The sequence below is a fragment of the Janibacter sp. Soil728 genome (genome assembly GCF_001428305.1).
Taxonomy (GTDB): Bacteria; Actinomycetota; Actinomycetes; order Actinomycetales; family Dermatophilaceae; genus Janibacter.
On the sequence record NZ_LMRZ01000001.1, the window covers coordinates 752,029 to 769,656 of the forward strand.

18 protein-coding genes are annotated in these 17,628 nt (G+C 69.2%); 11 read left to right on the forward strand and 7 right to left on the reverse strand.

Annotation, left to right across the window (positions count from 1 at the left end):
• Positions 1-93: 93 nt before the first annotated feature.
• Entirely contained in the window at positions 94-624 is a 531-nt protein-coding gene (locus ASG73_RS03635; protein WP_055990832.1) for a YbaK/EbsC family protein, read from the forward strand.
• Positions 625-663: 39 nt separating this feature from the next.
• Here the strand turns inward: ASG73_RS03635 and ASG73_RS03640 are convergent, their stop codons facing one another.
• The 6 genes from ASG73_RS03640 to arsM form a co-directional block, all read right to left on the reverse strand.
• Positions 664-2,349 (reverse strand): ribonuclease J, encoded by a 1,686-nt coding sequence (locus tag ASG73_RS03640; protein ID WP_055990834.1) that lies wholly within the window; start codon positions 2,347-2,349, stop codon positions 664-666.
• A 79-nt stretch (positions 2,350-2,428) separates the two neighbouring features.
• The gene (locus ASG73_RS03645) at positions 2,429-2,815 is read right to left on the reverse strand and encodes a MerR family transcriptional regulator (protein WP_055990837.1); all 387 of its coding nucleotides are present in this window, start codon (positions 2,813-2,815) and stop codon (positions 2,429-2,431) included.
• The gene (locus ASG73_RS03650) at positions 2,812-4,407 is read right to left on the reverse strand and encodes a peptide chain release factor 3 (protein WP_055990840.1); all 1,596 of its coding nucleotides are present in this window, start codon (positions 4,405-4,407) and stop codon (positions 2,812-2,814) included. The genes ASG73_RS03645 and ASG73_RS03650 overlap by 4 nt, the downstream gene beginning before the upstream one ends.
• Before the next feature lie 108 nt (positions 4,408-4,515).
• Positions 4,516-4,911: an arsenate reductase ArsC gene (locus ASG73_RS03655; protein ID WP_055990843.1), complete on the reverse strand. Its 396-nt coding sequence runs from the start codon at positions 4,909-4,911 to the stop codon at positions 4,516-4,518.
• Positions 4,908-6,005, reverse strand: coding sequence for an ACR3 family arsenite efflux transporter (gene arsB, locus ASG73_RS03660; RefSeq protein ID WP_055990847.1), 1,098 nt, complete (start codon positions 6,003-6,005; stop codon positions 4,908-4,910). The genes ASG73_RS03655 and arsB overlap by 4 nt, the downstream gene beginning before the upstream one ends.
• On the reverse strand, positions 6,005-6,826 hold the full coding sequence (gene arsM, locus ASG73_RS03665) for an arsenite methyltransferase (protein WP_055990850.1): 822 nt from the start codon (positions 6,824-6,826) through the stop codon (positions 6,005-6,007). Before arsM ends, arsB begins: the two co-directional genes overlap by 1 nt.
• 83 nt (positions 6,827-6,909) lie before the next feature.
• Between arsM and ASG73_RS03670 the strand changes: the two genes are divergently transcribed.
• Together ASG73_RS03670 and ASG73_RS03675 are read left to right on the forward strand one after the other, a co-directional pair.
• Positions 6,910-7,275 (forward strand): ArsR/SmtB family transcription factor, encoded by a 366-nt coding sequence (locus tag ASG73_RS03670; RefSeq protein ID WP_055990854.1) that lies wholly within the window; start codon positions 6,910-6,912, stop codon positions 7,273-7,275.
• A gap of 79 nt (positions 7,276-7,354) precedes the next feature.
• Complete coding sequence (locus ASG73_RS03675; protein ID WP_055990857.1) at positions 7,355-8,209, forward strand: transglutaminase-like domain-containing protein; 855 nt, start codon at positions 7,355-7,357, stop codon at positions 8,207-8,209.
• A 7-nt stretch (positions 8,210-8,216) separates the two neighbouring features.
• Here ASG73_RS03675 and ASG73_RS03680 read toward each other — a convergent pair whose 3' ends face one another.
• Positions 8,217-8,888 (reverse strand): prepilin peptidase, encoded by a 672-nt coding sequence (locus tag ASG73_RS03680; protein ID WP_055990860.1) that lies wholly within the window; start codon positions 8,886-8,888, stop codon positions 8,217-8,219.
• A 356-nt stretch (positions 8,889-9,244) separates the two neighbouring features.
• On the opposite strand from ASG73_RS03680, the gene ASG73_RS03685 reads away from it, so the two are divergent.
• From ASG73_RS03685 to ASG73_RS03720, 8 genes are all read left to right on the forward strand, one after another.
• Positions 9,245-9,439 carry a Flp family type IVb pilin gene (locus ASG73_RS03685; protein ID WP_055990863.1) on the forward strand — a complete coding sequence of 65 codons (195 nt, stop codon included), beginning with the start codon at positions 9,245-9,247 and terminating at the stop codon, positions 9,437-9,439.
• 135 nt (positions 9,440-9,574) lie between these two features.
• Positions 9,575-9,979 carry a TadE/TadG family type IV pilus assembly protein gene (locus ASG73_RS03690; protein ID WP_082567001.1) on the forward strand — a complete coding sequence of 135 codons (405 nt, stop codon included), beginning with the start codon at positions 9,575-9,577 and terminating at the stop codon, positions 9,977-9,979.
• Positions 9,967-11,253, forward strand: coding sequence for a TadE/TadG family type IV pilus assembly protein (locus ASG73_RS03695; RefSeq protein WP_082566961.1), 1,287 nt, complete (start codon positions 9,967-9,969; stop codon positions 11,251-11,253). Before ASG73_RS03690 ends, ASG73_RS03695 begins: the two co-directional genes overlap by 13 nt.
• Before the next feature lie 18 nt (positions 11,254-11,271).
• Complete coding sequence (gene cpaB, locus ASG73_RS03700) at positions 11,272-12,096, forward strand: Flp pilus assembly protein CpaB (protein WP_055990872.1); 825 nt, start codon at positions 11,272-11,274, stop codon at positions 12,094-12,096.
• A complete protein-coding gene (locus ASG73_RS03705; RefSeq protein ID WP_055990875.1) occupies positions 12,093-13,262 on the forward strand; it encodes an AAA family ATPase in 1,170 nt (389 codons plus the stop codon). The genes cpaB and ASG73_RS03705 overlap by 4 nt, the downstream gene beginning before the upstream one ends.
• Positions 13,259-14,632, forward strand: coding sequence for a CpaF family protein (locus ASG73_RS03710; protein WP_055990877.1), 1,374 nt, complete (start codon positions 13,259-13,261; stop codon positions 14,630-14,632). Before ASG73_RS03705 ends, ASG73_RS03710 begins: the two co-directional genes overlap by 4 nt.
• Positions 14,629-16,584, forward strand: coding sequence for a type II secretion system F family protein (locus ASG73_RS03715; protein WP_055990880.1), 1,956 nt, complete (start codon positions 14,629-14,631; stop codon positions 16,582-16,584). The genes ASG73_RS03710 and ASG73_RS03715 overlap by 4 nt, the downstream gene beginning before the upstream one ends.
• 1 nt (position 16,585) lies before the next feature.
• A complete protein-coding gene (locus ASG73_RS03720) occupies positions 16,586-17,518 on the forward strand; it encodes a type II secretion system F family protein (protein ID WP_055990883.1) in 933 nt (310 codons plus the stop codon).
• Positions 17,519-17,628: the final 110 nt, after the last annotated feature.

Genomic DNA, 17,628 nt, shown 5'->3' on the forward strand with positions numbered 1-17,628 from the left:
CTCCCTGAGGAGGTCGCCCCGCGAGGGCGCCCACCGCTCCCTGAGGAGGTCGCCCCGCGACCGTCTCGAAGGGTCGCCCGTATCGTCGGGACCATGACCTCCGCAGCCGGCACCCTGACCTGGACCCCCGCGGCGCAGCGGCCCGATCTGCTCGCCGTCCCCGTGGCCGCAGCGATCGCGGCGCTGCCCTCCGCCCGCGTCGCCGAGATCGACCCGGAGCTGGCGGACACCGCCGCCTTCTGCGAGGCCTACGGGTCGCCGGCGGAGTTCTCCGCCAACTGCGTCGTCGTCGCCGGGCGAAGGGGAGGGGAGACCAAGCACGCTGCCGTCCTGGTCCTCGCGAGCGACCGGGCCGACATCAACGGCGTCGTGCGCCGTCACATCGACGCGCGCAAGATCTCCTTCGCGCCGATGGACGAGGCCGTCGAGATCACCGGCATGGAGTACGGCGGCATCACCCCGGTCGGCCTGCCCGCGGACTGGCCGGTCCTCATCGACGACGCCGTCCTGGCGGCCGGTGAGGTCGTCATCGGCTCCGGGGTCCGCGGGTCCAAGCTGCTCGTGGACGCGACCGAGCTGGCCGCGCTGCCGAGCGCCGAGGTGCTGGCGCTCGCGCAAGCCTGAGCTGCGCCTGCTGGGGCCAGCCCCAGCAGGCGCAGTCGATCACGCCTCGACGACCACCGGGATGACCAGGGGGTTGCGGCGGTGCTTGCGGCCGGCCCACTGGGTGACGGCACGCCCGATCCGCTTCTCGAGGTCGATCGGGTCACCCACCCCGTCTGATGCTGCGGCCGCGAGTGCCTTCTCGATGGACGGGATCGAGTCGTCGAAGAGGGAGTCGTCGGCGCCCAGGCCTCGGGTGAGGAACTCCGGCGGCTCGACCAGCTTGCCCGTGTCGATGTCGATCAGCGCGAGCACCGTGACGATGCCTTCCTGGCTCAAGGTGACCCGGTCGCGCAGGCTCTCCTCGGTCACGCCGCCGACATTGCCAGCGGAGACGTAGACGTACCCGGCGCGGACCTTGCCGACGACGTGCACCTCCCCGTCCTGCAGGTCGACCACGACGCCGTCGTCGACGACCGGGACGTGCTCGGGGTCGAGGCCGGTGGCGATCGCCAGGTCGGCATTGGCCCGCAGGTGACGCCATTCGCCGTGGACCGGCATGACATTGCGCGGCTTGACGAGGTTGTAGCAGTAGACGAGCTCGCCCGCGCTGGCGTGGCCGGAGACGTGCACCTTGGCGTTGCCCTTGTGGACGACATTGGCGCCCCGCCGGGTCAGGCCGTTGATGACGCGCGAGATCGAGGTCTCGTTGCCGGGGATGAGCGAGGAGGCCAACAGCACCGTGTCGTTCTCGGCGATACGGATCTGGTGGTCACCGCTGGCCATGCGGGACAGCGCGGCCATGGGCTCACCCTGGGAGCCGGTGCACACCAGGGTGACCTTGTTGTCGGGCATCTTGGACAGCTCCTTGGCGTCGACGACGAGCCCGCGGGGGACGTCGAGATAGCCGAGCTGTCGGGCGATGTCCATGTTGCGCACCATCGATCGGCCGACGAAGGCGACCTTGCGCTTGTGCCGGTGTGCCGAGTCCAGCACCTGCTGGATGCGGTGGACGTGACTGGCGAAGCTGGAGACGACGACTCGACCCGGGGCCGTGCGGAAGACGGTCTCGATGGCCGGCGCCAGGTCCTTCTCGGCGGTCGTGAAGCCGGGGACCTCCGCGTTGGTGGAGTCGGTGCAGAAGAGGTCGACGCCCTCGGCGCCCAGCCGAGCAAAGGCGGGCAGGTCGGTCAGCCGCTTGTCGAGCGGGAACTGGTCCATCTTGAAGTCGCCGGTGTGCAGCAGCAGGCCTGCCGTGGTGCGCACGGCGACGGCCAGCCCGTCGGGGATGGAGTGGTTGACCGCGATGAACTCGCACCCGAAGGGGCCCAGGTCGCGGTGGTCCCCCTCGACGACCTCGATTGTCGTGGGCTTGATCCGGTGCTCCTTGAGCTTCGCGGTGATCAGCGCCAGGGTGAGTCGCGACCCGATCAGCGGGATGTTGTTGCGCTGCTTCAGCAGGTAGGGGACGCCGCCGATGTGGTCCTCGTGCCCGTGGGTCAGGACGATGCCCACGATGTCGTTCATGCGGTCCTTCAGGTAGCTGAAGTCCGGCAGGATGACGTCGACGCCAGGCTGGTGCTCCTCGGGGAAGAGGACGCCGCAGTCGATCACCAGGATCTTGCCGCGGTGCTCCAGGACCATCATGTTGCGACCGACCTCGCCGAGACCTCCCAAGGGGATGACTCGTAGGGCGTCCTTGGCCAGTGCGGGTGGGGAGCCCAGCTCGGGGTGCGGGTGGCTCATTGATCTCCTTGGTGTGGGTGTGCGTGCTCGGTGGGGTGTTGACTACTCATGACATTACTCTTACGCAACGGCAGGTTTTTCAGCGTGAGATCTGCGCCAGCCGCTGGGTGAACGACTCGGCTCGTGCGGTGGCGTCCTTCATCTCGGTCACCTTGGTGAGCGCGTCGTCGCGGATCGCGTCGACCTTCGCTCGGGCTGACGACGCGTCGGCCGCGTTTGCTGCAGGGTCACCGAGGACATCGAGAGCGTCCACGAGCAGCCGCATCTCCTCGATCGAGAAGCCGAGCGGCTTCATCGGCTTGATCAGCAGCAGGCGCTCGATGTCAGCGTCGTCGTAGAGGCGAAAGCCGCCATCGGTCCGTGACGAAGGGGTGAGCAGGCCCATCTCCTCGTAGTACCGCAGCGTGCGGTGCGAGAGTCCGGTGCGGGCGACCACCTCGCCGATCTGGACGGGGGGCTGGTTCACGCCCCCACCTCGTCGTCGTCGACGGCGAAGATGGGCGGCAGGCTGCCGCCGGGCAGCCGCCCGGCGATGGCGTGCATCCGCCAGGTGTCGGCAAACAGCGCGACCACGACGCCGTCGGTCCGCTCGAGCACCTCTGCTCCGCGCTCGCGATCGACGATCGGCGCTGCCTCGGGAGTGACGCGGCTCGCGACGCTGTAGGCCAGGAGGTCCTGGCTGGCAGGCGCGCCGAACTCGTGCTCGAGACGGTGGGCCGCGACCTCGAACTGCATCGGCCCGACCGCGGCCAGGACCGGAGCCTGGACTCCGCGTCGGTCGGAGACGAGCACCTGGACGACGCCCTCCTGGTCGAGCAGCTCGATCCCGCGCCGGAACTGCTTGGCCCGACCCGTGTCGCGGGGCCTGAAGACGGCGAAGTGCTCCGGGGCGAAGCGCGGCAGGCCGGGGTAGGTGACCGGGCGGGAGTCGTAGAGGGTGTCGCCCACCTGGAGCGCCTGGGCATTGGTCAGGCCGACGACATCGCCGGGGTAGGCCTCGTCGATGGTCTCGCGCTCCCTGCCGAAGACCGACTGGGCGTACTTCGTCTGGAAGGGACGACCGCTGCGAGCCTGCGTGAGGACAGCGCCCCGCTCGAAGCGTCCGGAGCACACGCGCATGAAGGCCATGCGGTCCCGGTGGGAGGGGTCCATCCCGGTCTGGACCTTGAAGATGAACCCGGAGAAGGGCGCCTCGACCGGCCGCGGCTGCTTCTTGGTGTCGGTCCAGGCGCTCGGTGGCGGCGCGAGCTCGATCACGGTCTCGAGGAGCTCCGCGACCCCGAAGTTCGCGACCGCCGCGGCGAAGAGGACGGGCGTGGTCCGGGCGGCGAGGAACTCGTCCTGGTCATGGGTCTGGCCGGATGCGGCGAGCAGCTCGAACTCCTCGCTGGCCCGCTCCCAGTCGACGCCGTGACGTTCGGCGGCCTCTGCGGCCGTGAGCGCTTCCCTGACCGCGATCGTGGCTCCGCCGGGCGTACGCGTGAACTCCGTCATCCCACCGGTCTCCGCGTTGGTCACCCCGCGGAAGTCCCCGGCGATCCCCACGGGCCAGTTCAGCGGCGTGGGCTGGATGCCGAGACGGTCACTGATCTCGTCAAGGAGCGCCAACGGCTCATGACCGGGCCGGTCCCACTTGTTGATCACCGTGATCACCGGGGTCGCCCGTGCACGGCAGGCCTCGAAGAGCTTGAGCGTCTGCGGCTCCAGCCCCTTGGCCGCGTCGAGGAGCATGACGGCGCAGTCGACGGCCGACAGGACGCGATAGGTGTCCTCGGAGAAGTCTGCGTGGCCGGGGGTGTCGAGCAGGTTGATCACGACGTCCTGGACGCGGAACTGCAGCGCCGCAGACGTGATCGAGATCCCGCGCGCCTGCTCCATCTCGTTCCAGTCGGAGACCACGCCGCGACGCGACCCCTTGCCGTGCACGGAGCCGGCCTGGGCGATCGCGTGGGCGTGCAGCGCGAGGGCCTCCGTGAGCGTGGACTTGCCAGCATCTGGGTGGCTGATCACCGCGAAGGTCCGGCGCCTCGACGCCTCGGTGATCAGGGCATCACTCATCTGCACTCCTCGGCCGCGGCTCGGCGGCCCTGTCGGTGGTGGTCTGGAACCCAGCCACTCTAACGTTGCGGCAGAGTTAGACCTGCGCCGCCCCCTTCGTCAGTGGAGTCAGCCGAGCGAGGCGAGCAGCTCACCGACGCGACGCTTGATCTCGTCCCGGATCGGCCGCACGGCTTCGACCCCCTGGCCGGCGGGGTCCTCGAGCTGCCAGTCCTCGTAGCGCTTGCCGGGGAAGATCGGGCAGGCGTCGCCGCACCCCATCGTGATGACGACGTCGCTGGCCTGCACGGCCTCGGTGGTCAGCACCTTGGGCGACTCGGCGGACAGGTCGATCCCGTCCTCGAGCATCGCGGCGTGGACCGCCGGGTTGATCGAGTCGGCCGGCGCGGAGCCGGCCGAGCGCACCTCGACGGCGCCCTCGGACAGCACACGGGTGTATGCGGCGGCCATCTGAGATCGGCCGGCGTTGTGCACGCAGACATAGAGGACGGACGGACGGCTCATCGGTTGGCTCCTTGGTGTGTGGCCTCGACTGCGGACGAAGGGGGTGTGAACCGTCGGCGCAGCGCGAGGCTGACGTAGACCAGGCCGACGAGGACGGGGACCTCGATGAGTGGTCCCACGACGCCGGCGAGGGCCTGGCCGCTCGTGGCGCCGAAGGTCGCGATCGCCACCGCGATCGCCAGCTCGAAGTTGTTGCCCGAGGCGGTGAAGGCGAGGGTCGTCGTGCGCTCGTAGGACATGCCGAGCAGCCGGCCGGTGGCGTAGCCGATGCCCCACATGATCGCGAAGTAGGCGAGCAGCGGCAGTGCGATCCGGGCGACGTCGCCGGGCTTGGAGGTGATCGCCTCACCCTGCAGGGCGAAGAGCAGCACGATGGTGAAGAGCAGCCCGTAGAGGGCCCACGGGCCGATCTTGGGCAGGAAGGACTCCTCGTAGCGCTCACGGCCCCATCGGCGCTCGCCGCCCCGACGGGTGAGGTACCCGGCGAGCAGCGGGACCCCGAGGAAGATCAGCACGGACTTGGCGATCTGCCACGCGGAGACGTCGAGGTCTGCCTGGGCCAGGCCGAGCCAGCCGGGCAGCACCGTGAGGTAGAACCAGCCGAGCGCGGCGAAGGCGACGACCTGGAAGAGCGAGTTGATCGCCACGAGCACGGCCGCGGCGTCGCGGTCACCGCAGGCCAGGTCGTTCCAGATGATCACCATGGCGATGCAGCGGGCGAGCCCGACGATGATCAGGCCGGTGCGGTACTCGGGCAGGTCGGGCAGGAGCAGCCAGGCCAGGGCAAACATCAGGGCCGGGCCGACGATCCAGTTGAGGACGAGCGAGGAGCCGAGCAGGCGTCGGTCGCTCGTGACGGTGTCGAGCCGGTCGTAGCGGACCTTGGCGAGCACCGGGTACATCATCACGAGCAGACCGATGGCGATGGGCAGCGAGATGCCGTCGATCTCGATGGCGCTCAGGGCGGTGCCGAGCCCGGGGATGAGCCGGCCGAGGAGCAGCCCGGCGACCATGGCCAGGCCGATCCAGACGGGCAGCCAGCGGTCGAGGGTGGACAGCCGGGCCGGTGCCTGGGGCTGGGTGGCGGTGGTCATCAGGCGGCCTTCCGTGCGCGGACGAAGGCGCTGGCGAAGGACCCGTCGAGCGCGTCGAGCACGCCCTCGAGGGTCCATCCCTGCGGTAGCTCGTCGCCGATGAGTCCGGACATGTCCTCCAGGTCGGTCCGCTCGAAGCGCCGGGTCACCTCGACGCTCGCGTCGGCGAAGCCGGCAGCGGTGAGCTTGGTGACGTAGTCCGTGTCGAGCAGCGATCCGGAGACGCAGCCGGTCCACAGGCCGACGATCCCGCGCAGTGCGTCGGGGATCTCGCGCAGCAGCACGACATCGGAGACGGCGAAGCGGCCGCTCGGGCGCAGCACCCGGTGTGCCTCGCGGATCACGGCGTCCTTGTCGGGGGAGAGGTTGATGACGCAGTTGGAGATGACGACGTCGACGGACGCGTCCTCCATCGGGATCTCCTCGATCATGCCGCGCAGGAAGCTGGCGTTGTCGATGCCGGCCTCGGCCTGGTTGCGGCGGGCCAGCTCGAGCATCTCGTCGGTCATGTCGAGCCCGTAGGCGGTGCCGCCGGGCGCGACCCGTCGCGCGGAGAGCAGGACGTCGAGCCCGCCGCCGGAGCCGAGGTCGAGCACGTCCTCGCCGGGGGAGAGGTCGGCCAGGGCGGTCGGGTTGCCGCAGCCGAGCGAGGCGGCCAGCGCGGAGTCCGAAGGGGAGTCCGTCCCCTCGTAGAGCCCGATGGTGATCGGGTCGGTCGCGGTGTCACCGCAGCACGCGGAGGCCGTGTCGGGGTCGAGGGCAGCGCGGGCGGCGGTCGCGTAGCGATCGCGCACGGCGGCGTGGGTGTCCTGCTGGGCCACGGGGTGACTCCTGGTTTGATGGTGATCGAATCAATCTCGGGGCAAGCATGTCCCCCTGCTTTGACATGTGTCAAGATAGCGCAATGAGCATCCTCGAGTCAGTCCCGCAGGAGCAGGCCGTGACCTGCTGCGGCCTGGCGACGTCGCCGGTCACGCAGGAGGACGCGGCCCGTCTGGCGCCGGTCTTCAAGGCGCTCGGCGATCCGGTCCGACTGCGCATGGCCAGCCTCATCGCCGCCCAGCCCGAGGTGTGCGTCTGCGACATCACCCCCGCCTTCGACCTGTCCTCAGGCACGATCTCCCACCACCTCAAGCAGCTGCGCGAGGCCGGCCTGGTCAGCTGTGAGCGGCGCGGGACCTATGTCTTCTACTGGATCAACCCCGAGGCCCTCGGCGCCCTGTCTGCCCTGCTCGCGGTCTCAGCCCCCGTCCCGGCCCACGTTCCCTGAGGAGGCCGCCCGCGGCCGTCTCGAAGGGACGCACCCCACCGCTTTGACGCAGTGCCCTCCGGCGCGGTCCCATGGGGACATGACCGACCTCGCGATCGTCGACGCCGCTTCCACCCCGCTCCAGGCCCGGGTGGGGACCAAGTTCGCCTACGGCACCCGCGGCGTCCGAGAGGCGCTGCTCTCCTTCGCCGTGTCCAACGCGCACGACATCCTCGAGGAGGAGATCCTCATCCATGCCGGCGGCAAGCAGGTCGAGGCTCGTGAGCTCGCCGGCAACCACGGCACCCGACTGCACCTCGTCGAGGGCGTCGGCGACGGCTGGCTCGAGGTCACCTACTCCGCGCTCGTCGACATCACCCGCCCCACGGGCGACCAGGTCGGCCCCGAGATCGACTTCGACCGGTGGGTCTTCACCCGCCCGAGCCGCTACGCCGAGTCCGATCGGCTCGCGCCGATGGCGGCCCAGCTCTTCCCCGACCAGACCGGCTTCGAGCGGGTCAAGGCGGTGGCGCTCTGGGTCAACACCCACATGTCCTACATCTCGGGGGCGAGCCGCGGGACCGACGGTGCCGTCGACTCGATCCTGCAGGCGTCCGGCGTCTGCCGCGACTTCGCGCACGTCGTCGTGGCCCTGCTGCGCGCGCTCGGCACACCCGCGAGGCTGGTCTCGGTCTATGCCCCGGGTCTGCAGCCGATGGACTTCCACGCGGTGGCCGAGGTCTGGGTCGAGGGTGCGTGGCACATCGTCGACGCGACGAGCATGGCTCCGCGCGAGGCGATGGTCCGCATCGCGACGGGTCGCGATGCGGCGGACACCGCCTTCCTCACGACGCGAGGCGGCCTGACGACCTTCAACCGACAGCAGGTCACTGCGATCCTCACCGAGGGGCAGATGCCCCTCGAGGACTCGACCGCCCTGGTGCGCCTGGCCTGACCTCGGGTCAGAGCAGCTGCAGCGCGGCGGGGACGACGATCGCGCCGACGGCACCGATGATCATCGGCGGTCCGTAGGCGAACTCGTCGCGAGCGCCCTTGCGTCGCAACGCCATCAGGGCCGCAGCGATGACTCCGCCGAGGAGGAAGGTCGCGAGCGTCCCCTGCATCACGTGCGTCCACGAGAGCCACCCGAGGAGCATGCCGAGCAGGCCGGCAAGCTTGACGTCACCGAACCCGATGCCGCCCCCGGGGAGGAGCGCCAGCACGAGGTACAGGGCAAAGAGGGTCACCCCGGCGATCAACGACCGGGCGAAGGGGGTCCACTCACCGCTGGCGAGGCTGCACACCGCGAGCAGCACGACGAGCGTCGGGTAGGCCGGCAGCTGGATGCGATCAGGCAGTCGGTGGACGTCGATGTCGATCGCCATGAGGGCGACCAAGACGCACGTCGCGAGGACGTAGACGGCAGGCACGACGAACGGACGGTCGGGCGAGATCGCCCACCACACAAGGCCGCTCGCGATCGCGGTGGTCGGGATGGTCCACCAGGTCGTCAGTCGGGGGAGCGTGCCCTCGTCGGGTAGTCGGTACTCCCGGCGGCACAGTCGCAGGTGCAGTGTGACGCCAACCGCGAGGCCGACGAGGGCGGCCAGCAGGGCGGCGAAGGGGGCGGGCATGCGGGCACTGTATCCGGCTACCTGAGAGGTCGCTGAAAATTTTACTAACCAACCTCTGGTCAAATGCTTACCAAAGGCTTACGGTCATCTCACTGGGAACGAGCCCCGCGAGACCACACTTCGCGAGACGGCGGCCCGGGGGGTTTGTAGGCAGTCACGCCACCGATCGATCGACTGCCGAGCATCACGTCCTTGTGCCTCCTCACGGAGGCCATCTCAGCCATCACGGCGCACCTCAGGTTGCTACTCCTGAACCCGCACACCGTCGCCGACGGTCCTGGCCCTTGGGCCAACCCTGTGCACTACCGCCACTCGGCGGACCACTGCGGTACCCGAAATGTCAAAGGAGACATCTCATGCTCGAGCTTTACATCAACGTCCTGCGTCACCGGATCCAAGCGATCTCAGAGATGAGGGAGAAGGGCGCCACCGCGGTTGAGTACGGAATCATGGTGGCTCTGATTGCTGCTGTCATCATCGGCATTGTGGCGACCATCGGGACCAAGTTGTCGACCGCCTTCACTACTGTTCGCGACGCCCTCCCCGTGTGACCGAACCCACAATCTCCGTGGCGGGGGCGTCGATCCCCCTGTCCGCCCCCGTCACGGATTCCCTCCTGCAGTAGCCCGGACCAGGCGGATGGTCCATCCCTGATACCTACTGTCGACCCGGCGCGAGGGGTGAGCATGCGAAGCACGAGACGCCCCGGAGCAACTTGGCGCGAACGCGGCGCTGCCGCAGTCGAGATGGCCATCGTTCTGCCGCTGTTGTTGCTCGTCATCGCCGGCATCGTCGACTTCGGCCGGTTTTTCCTGACCGAGATCCAGTTGACCAATGCCGTCCGTGAGGGCGCGCGTGCTGCGGTCATCGGTGAGACACCCGCCAATATCATCTTGCGGACCCAGACGGCCGCACCCGTGGTCGCAGGCCTGGCCGTGACCACTCCTCAGTTGTGTCCTGGCACCGATGCCGAGGTCAGGGCTACTGCCGACTTCGACTGGATCCTTCTTGAACCGGCCATGAGCATGTTCGGCGCCGCCGGTGCGCTGCCCGAGGCCAAAGCTACGGCGGTGATGAGATGCGGTGGTTGACCTGTTTGCTCGACCGACTGGCCCCTGGCGCTGACCGCGAGCGCGGCGCCACCGCGACGATCGTCGCGATCCTGCTCTCCGGCGGCGTCATCATGGGCATGCTCGCCGTGAGTGTCGACCTCGGCAACCTCACCTACGAGCGCCGCCAGGTCCAAAACGGCGCCGATGCAACGTCGATGGCCCTAGCCGCTGAGTGCGCGGGTGACAAGAGCCTGGGGCAGCCTGCGTGCGACCCCGACGAGGTCGATGACCTGCTCGGTGCCAACTCCCGCGACGGCCTGAGCCAGTATGACGCGCGGCCCGGTGTACCCGACGGGGCCTGTGCTCGTCCCGGCGTCGCTGGCACCGGCAGCCTGTCGAAGTGTCCGTCCACCGGTGCCATCGACGATCTGGGAGAGTGCCCTCCACTGCCCGAGTGGCTCACCAACCAGCCGGCGATCCCTTATGTGGAGACCTACGCTGCGACCGAGGTCGCCGGGGGCGGGGACAAGCTCTTCCTCCCCTTCTCGCGGGTGCTCGCAGGCGGTGCCTCCGGTGATGCGGGCACGAGTGCTTGTGCACGGGCGGCCTGGGGGCAGCCTGCAAACTATTCCGCGACGGTCCCACTTACCTTTTCCTCCTGCGAATGGTGGTCGCAGACATCAAACGGAACCAACTACGTCGAAGACGGGCCCTCGGGAGCCCTGCCTGGTTATGGCGGTGCAGATCAGCCTGCGTGGCCCACGGGTAGAGAAGTCGCCATCCAGTTGCACGATCCAGGCAATGAGACCGAGGACTGCACGTGGAATGGCAAGGACACTGCTGGAGGCTTCGGTTGGCTGGATGAGAAAAGCGACGACTGCCAAGCAGAGGTCACGGACAACGGATGGGCGCACACAGATACAGGCAACAACGTGCCGCAGCCGTGCAAGGACGTCCTGCCCACCCTGTGGAAGACCGTCATCGAGATCCCCGTCTTCGACTGCATCGTCGATTCGAAGGATGAGCCGGCCTCCGTGCCGACCGACCCAGCAGCGTGTGATCCCACTCAGAAGCAGTCGAGCGGTAACAACACCTGGTACCACATCGAGGGTTGGGCGAAGTTCTACGTCAGTGGATACACCTTGCCCGGCGCCACTGAGTCCAGCGTGATGCCCGGCGGGCTGACCTGCGGAAGCGGCGGCAAGTGCATCACTGGTTGGTTCCTGACCGGGCAGCTTTCCGGTTCTCCAGATATCGCGCCACCGGGCAGCGGGACCGACTTTGGTACCTACGTCGTCAAGCCTGCGGGCTGATCAAGAAATGAGTCACGCATGAAGCGTCGCGTCATCGCCATCGTCGCCGCAGTCGCCCTGGCGATCGCGGGCGCCGGCCTGATCCTCGTCTACGTCAAGGGCGCGGACTCCCGTGCCCTGGCCGGAGCCCAACCGGTCTACGTCTACGTCGCGGACAAGCTGGTCCCGGCGGGCACGACGCTCAAGGACGCGCAGCGCACCGAGCTGATCTCCCGGACCAAGGTGGCCGAGGGTGCCCGCCCGGCAGGTGCGATCGATTGGGTGGGCCCGGACAACAACGCGCTCCTCGCGCTCAGCGACGTGCAGCCGGGCGAGTTCCTCATGGAGGCCCGATTTGGCACCACCCCCATCGGGGAGAAGGCGATCGAGGTCCCCGCTGGCAAGATCGCGATGTCCGTCGAGCTGTCCGACCCGGCGCGGGTCGGCGAGTTCGTCACCCCCGGCTCGCACATCGCCATCTATGCGACGCATAAGATCAAGCTCGTCGGTGAGGACAAGACGGTCAAGCAGCTCAATGAGCTCGACATCACTGGCACGAGCACCCTGCTGCCCGACGTCCAGGTCATCGCCATGGGCACCCAGCCGCTGGCGGCGCCGGTCAAGGCGCAAACCGATGAGGAGAAGTCCTCGGCCAACGGTGCCAACAACACGGCCGTGAGCTTCCTCGTCACCGTCGCGGTGACGCCAAAGGACGCGCCGCGTCTCGCCCATGGCATCACCGAGTACACCCTCTACGCCGGCCTGCGCGGTCCTGACGTCAAGATCTCCGAGGACGACGGTGCCAACGACCTCGATGTCTTCGGCAAGGACCCCGCCAGCCTGCTCAAGACGGTGCAGCAGTGACGATCCTGTGGGACCTCGACCCCCACGCGCAGGAGCGCTACGGCTTCGCCCTCGGTGACCGGGTCGACCTGCACGCCCACGGTCCCCAGGTCCTGCGGGTCCTCGAGGGGGGCTCACGCCATCGCCTCGTCGTGATCGGCCCCGACATCCCCGTCGACTCGGCCTGCCAGCTCGCCGAGCGGTTGCGCGTCGACCGCCCCGAGGTCGGCGTGCTGCTCCTGCGGCACCGCCTCGACGTCACCGTCATGGGACTGGCACTGCGCAGCGGCATCCGCGAGGTCGTCCAGGCCGACGACCAGACCGCGCTCGCCGACGCGGTCCGCCGCAGCGAGCAGCTCGCCGCACAGCTCGTCGGTGAGACCGGCCGCGAGTCCCGGGGCAAGGTCATCACCGTCTTCAGTGCGAAGGGGGGAGTGGGCAAGACGACCGTTTCCACCAACATGGCCGCGCACCTCGCGTCCACCGGCGCCAAGACCCTGCTCGTCGACCTCGACCTGATGTTTGGCGACGTCGCGATCAGCCTGCAGCTCATCCCGCAGGGCACGGTCACGGACCTCGTGGCCATGCGCGGTCACCTCGACCGGGCCGGTCTCGAGTCCGTCGTGGTCACCCACGAGCAGACCGGGCTCGATGTCGTCGCCCCCTCCAGTGACCCCGCCGACGCCGAGCGGATCCCCGCCGACGTCGTCCTCGAGCTGCTGCGCACGGCACGCGGCATCTACGACTACGTCGTCGTCGACACCCCGCCCGCCTTCACCGAGCACGTGCTCACCGCCCTCGACGTCAGCGACCTGGCCGTCCTCATCACCACCCTGGACATCCCGGCGGTGAAGAACCTGCGGGTCGCGATGAACACGCTCGACACCCTGGGCGGCTCGACGGACAACCGGGTCGTCGTGCTCAACAGGTCCGGGTTGAAGGTCGGCCTCGACTCCGGTGAGGTCGAGACCGCCCTCAAGCAGGCGATCGCCGTCAGCATCCCCAACAGCCTGAGCGTCCCCGCCGCGACCAACCGCGGCGTGCCGCTCGTCATGCACGACCCCAAAGACGCCGCGGCCATCGCGCTGCGCGAGCTCGCCGACCGTCAGGTGCGGGCCCGGTTCGGCGAGGTCATCCAGGAGACCCCCAGGCGCGGTGGCCTGGGCCGACGCAGGAGCCGGGTATGAGCAATCTCGCCGACCGTCTGGACCGGGTACGGCAGGCCACCGAGGCGACCCCGGCCGCCAGCACCCGCCGAGCGGGCGGACCGCAGCGGCGGCGACAGGACCCCTTCGCCGAGGTCAAGGCCCGGGTGCACCACGAACTACTCACGACGCTCGGGCCGCGCCTCTACGACCCCAACATGTCCGAGCACGAGCTCGCCACCCAGGTGCGCGCCACCCTGCAGTCCGTCCTCGAGGCGGAGGACACGCCGCTGTCGCAGTCGGACCGGACCCGGATCGCGCAGGACGTCTCCGACGACATCCTCGGCCACGGCCCGCTCGAGCCCTATCTGCGCGACCCGGACGTCACCGAGATCATGGTCAACGGACCCGACGACATCTATGTCGAGCGCGGTGGCCGGATCCACTCCGTCCCCGCACAGTTCGTCGACGACGCCCACCTACGTCGGACCATCGACAAGATCGTCTCCCGCGTGGGGCGGCGCGTCGACGAGTCGAGCCCGATGGTCGACGCGCGTCTGCCCGACGGCTCACGTGTCAACGCAGTGCTCCCGCCGGTGGCTATCGACGGGTCGATGCTGACGATCCGCAAGTTCGCCGCCGAGCCCTTCACCGACGACGACCTCATCGCCATGGGCACGATGTCGCCGATGGTGCGTGACTTCCTCTCGGCGTGCGTGCGGGGTCGGCGCAACATCGTCATCTCGGGAGGCACCGGCTCGGGCAAGACGACGACGCTCAATGTCATCAGCGGGTTCCTCCCAGAGGACGAGCGCATCGTGACGATCGAGGACGCCGCCGAGCTGCAGCTGCACCAGCGCCACGTGCTGCGCATGGAGTCACGCCCGCCCAACATCGAGGCCCGCGGTGAGATATCCATCCGCGACCTCGTGCGCAACTCCCTCCGTATGCGCCCGGACCGGATCATCGTCGGTGAGGTCCGTGACGGGGCCGCCCTCGACATGCTCCAGGCGATGAACACCGGCCACGACGGCTCGCTGACCACCATCCACGCCAACTCGCCCCGAGACAGCCTCTCTCGCCTCGAGACCATGGTGCTCATGGCCGGCATCGAGCTGCCCGTGCGCGCCATCCGCGAGCAGGTTGCCGGCGCCGTCGACCTCATCGTCCAGCAGAGCCGGCTCAAGGACGGCTCGCGCCGGATCGTCGCCATCACCGAGGTCATCGGGATGGAGGGCGAGATCGTCACCCTGCAGGACCTCTTCACCTTCGACTACGCCGCTGGCAGGGACGAGAGCGGCCGGTACCGCGGCACGATGATCCCGACCGGGATCCGACCCGCCTTCACCCAGGACCTGTCGGACCTGGGGGTCGAGCTGCCGATGCACCTCTTCGCCAGGATGTCGATGTGAAGGGGGCGGGCCGACTGCTGGCGACGATCGGCCTGGGTCTGGCCGTTGTCCTGCTCGGCGCGGCTCCGGCCGGTGCCGCGACCAAGGTGTCGATCAGTGACGTCGCGTCGGCCGGGCAGGACCTCACCGGTGTCCTCACCTTCCGCAGCGAGCAGGTCGTGCAGGTCGACAACGACAGCCTCAAGGCCACGGTCGACGGGGAGGACCGGCCCGCCAGCGTCTCCTCGTCCACGAGCATCAAGCGCACCGCCATGCTCGTCATCGACACCAGCGGCTCGATGGGCGCCGAGGGCATGACGACCGTGCGCGAGGCCACGCGCACCTATCTCGCCGAGGCGCCCGACGACGTGCGGGTCGGGGTGGCGACCTTCGCCGACACCGCCGGCGTCGACCTGGCGCCCACGACGGACCGGGCCAAGGCGCAGCGCGTCGTCGACGGTCTCGCCTCCCGGGGGGACACCAGCCTCTATGCCGGTGTCACCGCAGCGGCCAAGGTGCTCGGTGCCTCGGGCGACCGCAGCATGGTGCTGCTCAGCGACGGCGCCGACACGATCAGCACGGCCAAGGCCGCCGACCGCAAGCGCGCGACACAGGCGCTGCGCACGCAGGGCATCCGGGTCGACGTCGTCCGGTTCAAGACCGACGACCCCGACGCCAGCACTGCCCTGCGAGGCTTCGCCAGGGCCGGAGGTGGGTCGGTCATCGCCGCCGCCGACGCCCAGGCGGTCGGCGCGGCCTTCAAGACCTCGGCCCGTGCCCTGCGCTCCCAGGCGAAGTTCCTGATCACCACGCCCCAGCAGCTCACCGGGTCGCACCTGCTGCGCCTCGAGGGGACCACCGGGGGCACCCCCTTCGTCGTGGAGCAGACCGTCGACCTGGGAGGTGGCGGGGGCGCCGTCCAAGCCACCGGCGCCGTGGTCGACGGGCAGAGCGGGACCGACGCGGTCACGCCGATCGGTGCTGCCTCGCTCCTCGCCTCGCCGTGGCCCTGGCTGGGAGCCATGGCCGTCGCCGCAGCGGTCTTCCTCATGTCGGCTGCGCTCTTCGTCCCCCGGGTGCAGACCCGACGCGAGCTGCGGGTGGCCGGGATCGAGGGCTACGTTCTGCCGAGCGTGGTGACCCGGGCCGACAACCGGCGGTCAGCGACTCCCTTCAGCCAACGGCTCGTCGACGCCGGCGAGCGGCAGATGGAGGGGCGACGCTCGACCCCCCGCACCATGCAGCTCATCGCCCGGGCCGACCTGCCGCTGCGCGCTGGCGAGTGGTTCGTCCTGTGCGCCCTGGCCGTGATCGTCGGGGTCATGCTCGGCCTCGTTCTCGTGCCCGGACCGTGGCTGCTCGGTGCCGTCCTCGGGCTCGTCATCGGTATCTCCCTGCCGCAGCTCGTGCTGCGCTTCCTCGCGAGCCGACGGGCCAAGGCCTTCGAGCGAGTCCTCCCGCAGTCGCTGATCCTCGTCGCCACGACGCTCAAGAGTGGCTTCGGTCTGCCGCAGGCGCTCGCGGCGGTCGCGCAGGACTCGCCCGCCCCGGTCGACAAGGAGTTTTCGCGGGCCCTCGCCGAGACCCGGATCGGCACCGACATCGCCGATGCCCTCGAGCGGGTGGCCGAGCGGATGGGCAGCGACGCGATGCACATGGCGATCATGGCCATCCGCATCCAGCGCGACGTCGGCGGCAACCTCGCCGAGACCATCGAGACGACCGCGCGGACCCTGCGTGATCGGGAGATCCTGGAGCGACAGGTCGCGGCCCTCTCGGCAGAGGGGCGGCTGTCGGCGCAGATCCTCATCGCCCTGCCGATCTGCCTCTTCTTCTACATGCTGCTCGTCAACTACGACTACGTCTCGCTGCTGTGGACGACTACCCTGGGGATCCTCATGTCCGTCGGCGCGATCGTCATGCTGATCATCGGCGTCTTCTGGATGCGTCGCGTCATACGGATCGAGGTGTGACATGACTGCTCTGTACCTGGGTGTCGGACTCATCGCGCTGGCGGTGCTCGTCATCGCACTCGTCCTCGCCCTCGGGATCGGCAGCCGCGAGCCGACGGGCGTCGCCAAGAGCCTGGCCCTCATCGACGGCTCGGTCGGCAGCCAGTACGTCGGGCGCAACGAGCTGCCGACCAAGGACCGGTTCGTCACTCCCTTCATCGACGCGTGCCGACGACTCGCGGTGCGGCTCTCCCCTTCGGGGACCGTGGACCGGCTGACCCGCAGCCTGGACCGGGCCGGCAACCCGGCCCTGTGGACCGTCGACCGGATCATGGGGGTCAAGGGCCTTGCCCTCCTGCTGGGGGTGGCCCTCGGGTTCCTCTACGTGGGGCTCTCGCTGGCGGGTCTGCTCCTCGCGGTCGTCCTGGGCGCGGTGGGCCTCTTCGTCCCTGACCTGCTGCTCTACAACGCGGCGCTGCGCCGGCAGGAGAAGACGTCGAAGGGCCTCGCCGACACCCTCGACATCCTCACCGTGTGCGTCGAGGCCGGGCAGGGCTTCGACTCCGCCCTGCTGCGGGTCGCCCGTGAGGGCGAGGGGCCGATGGCGGACGAGTTCGCCCGGGTCCTGTCCGAGATGCAGCTCGGCACCTCCCGCGCAGACGCCTTCTCCGCCCTCGGCGAGCGGGTCTCCCTGCCCGAGGTGAAGAACTTCGTCTCCGCCATCGTCCAGGCCGACCGGCTCGGCATCCCGATCGCCAAAGTGCTGCGCGAGCAGACCTCGGCGATGCGCGTGACGCGACGGCAGAAGGGTGAGGAGAAGGCGCAGAAGGTGACGGTCAAGATCCTCTTCCCGCTGCTCTTCTGCATCTTCCCAGCACTCTTCGTCGTCATCATCGGTCCCGGCATGATCCGGATCATGACGAACCTCTTCGGCGCCGGCGGGCTTGGGGGATAAGGCGCACAGCGGAGAGGGCGAGGGGGGCCCCCTTCGTCGCAAGGCACCACGACCACCGGCCGAGGACTAGCCTCGGTCCACGTCCCGCTCACTGTCGAGCGGCACCGGGG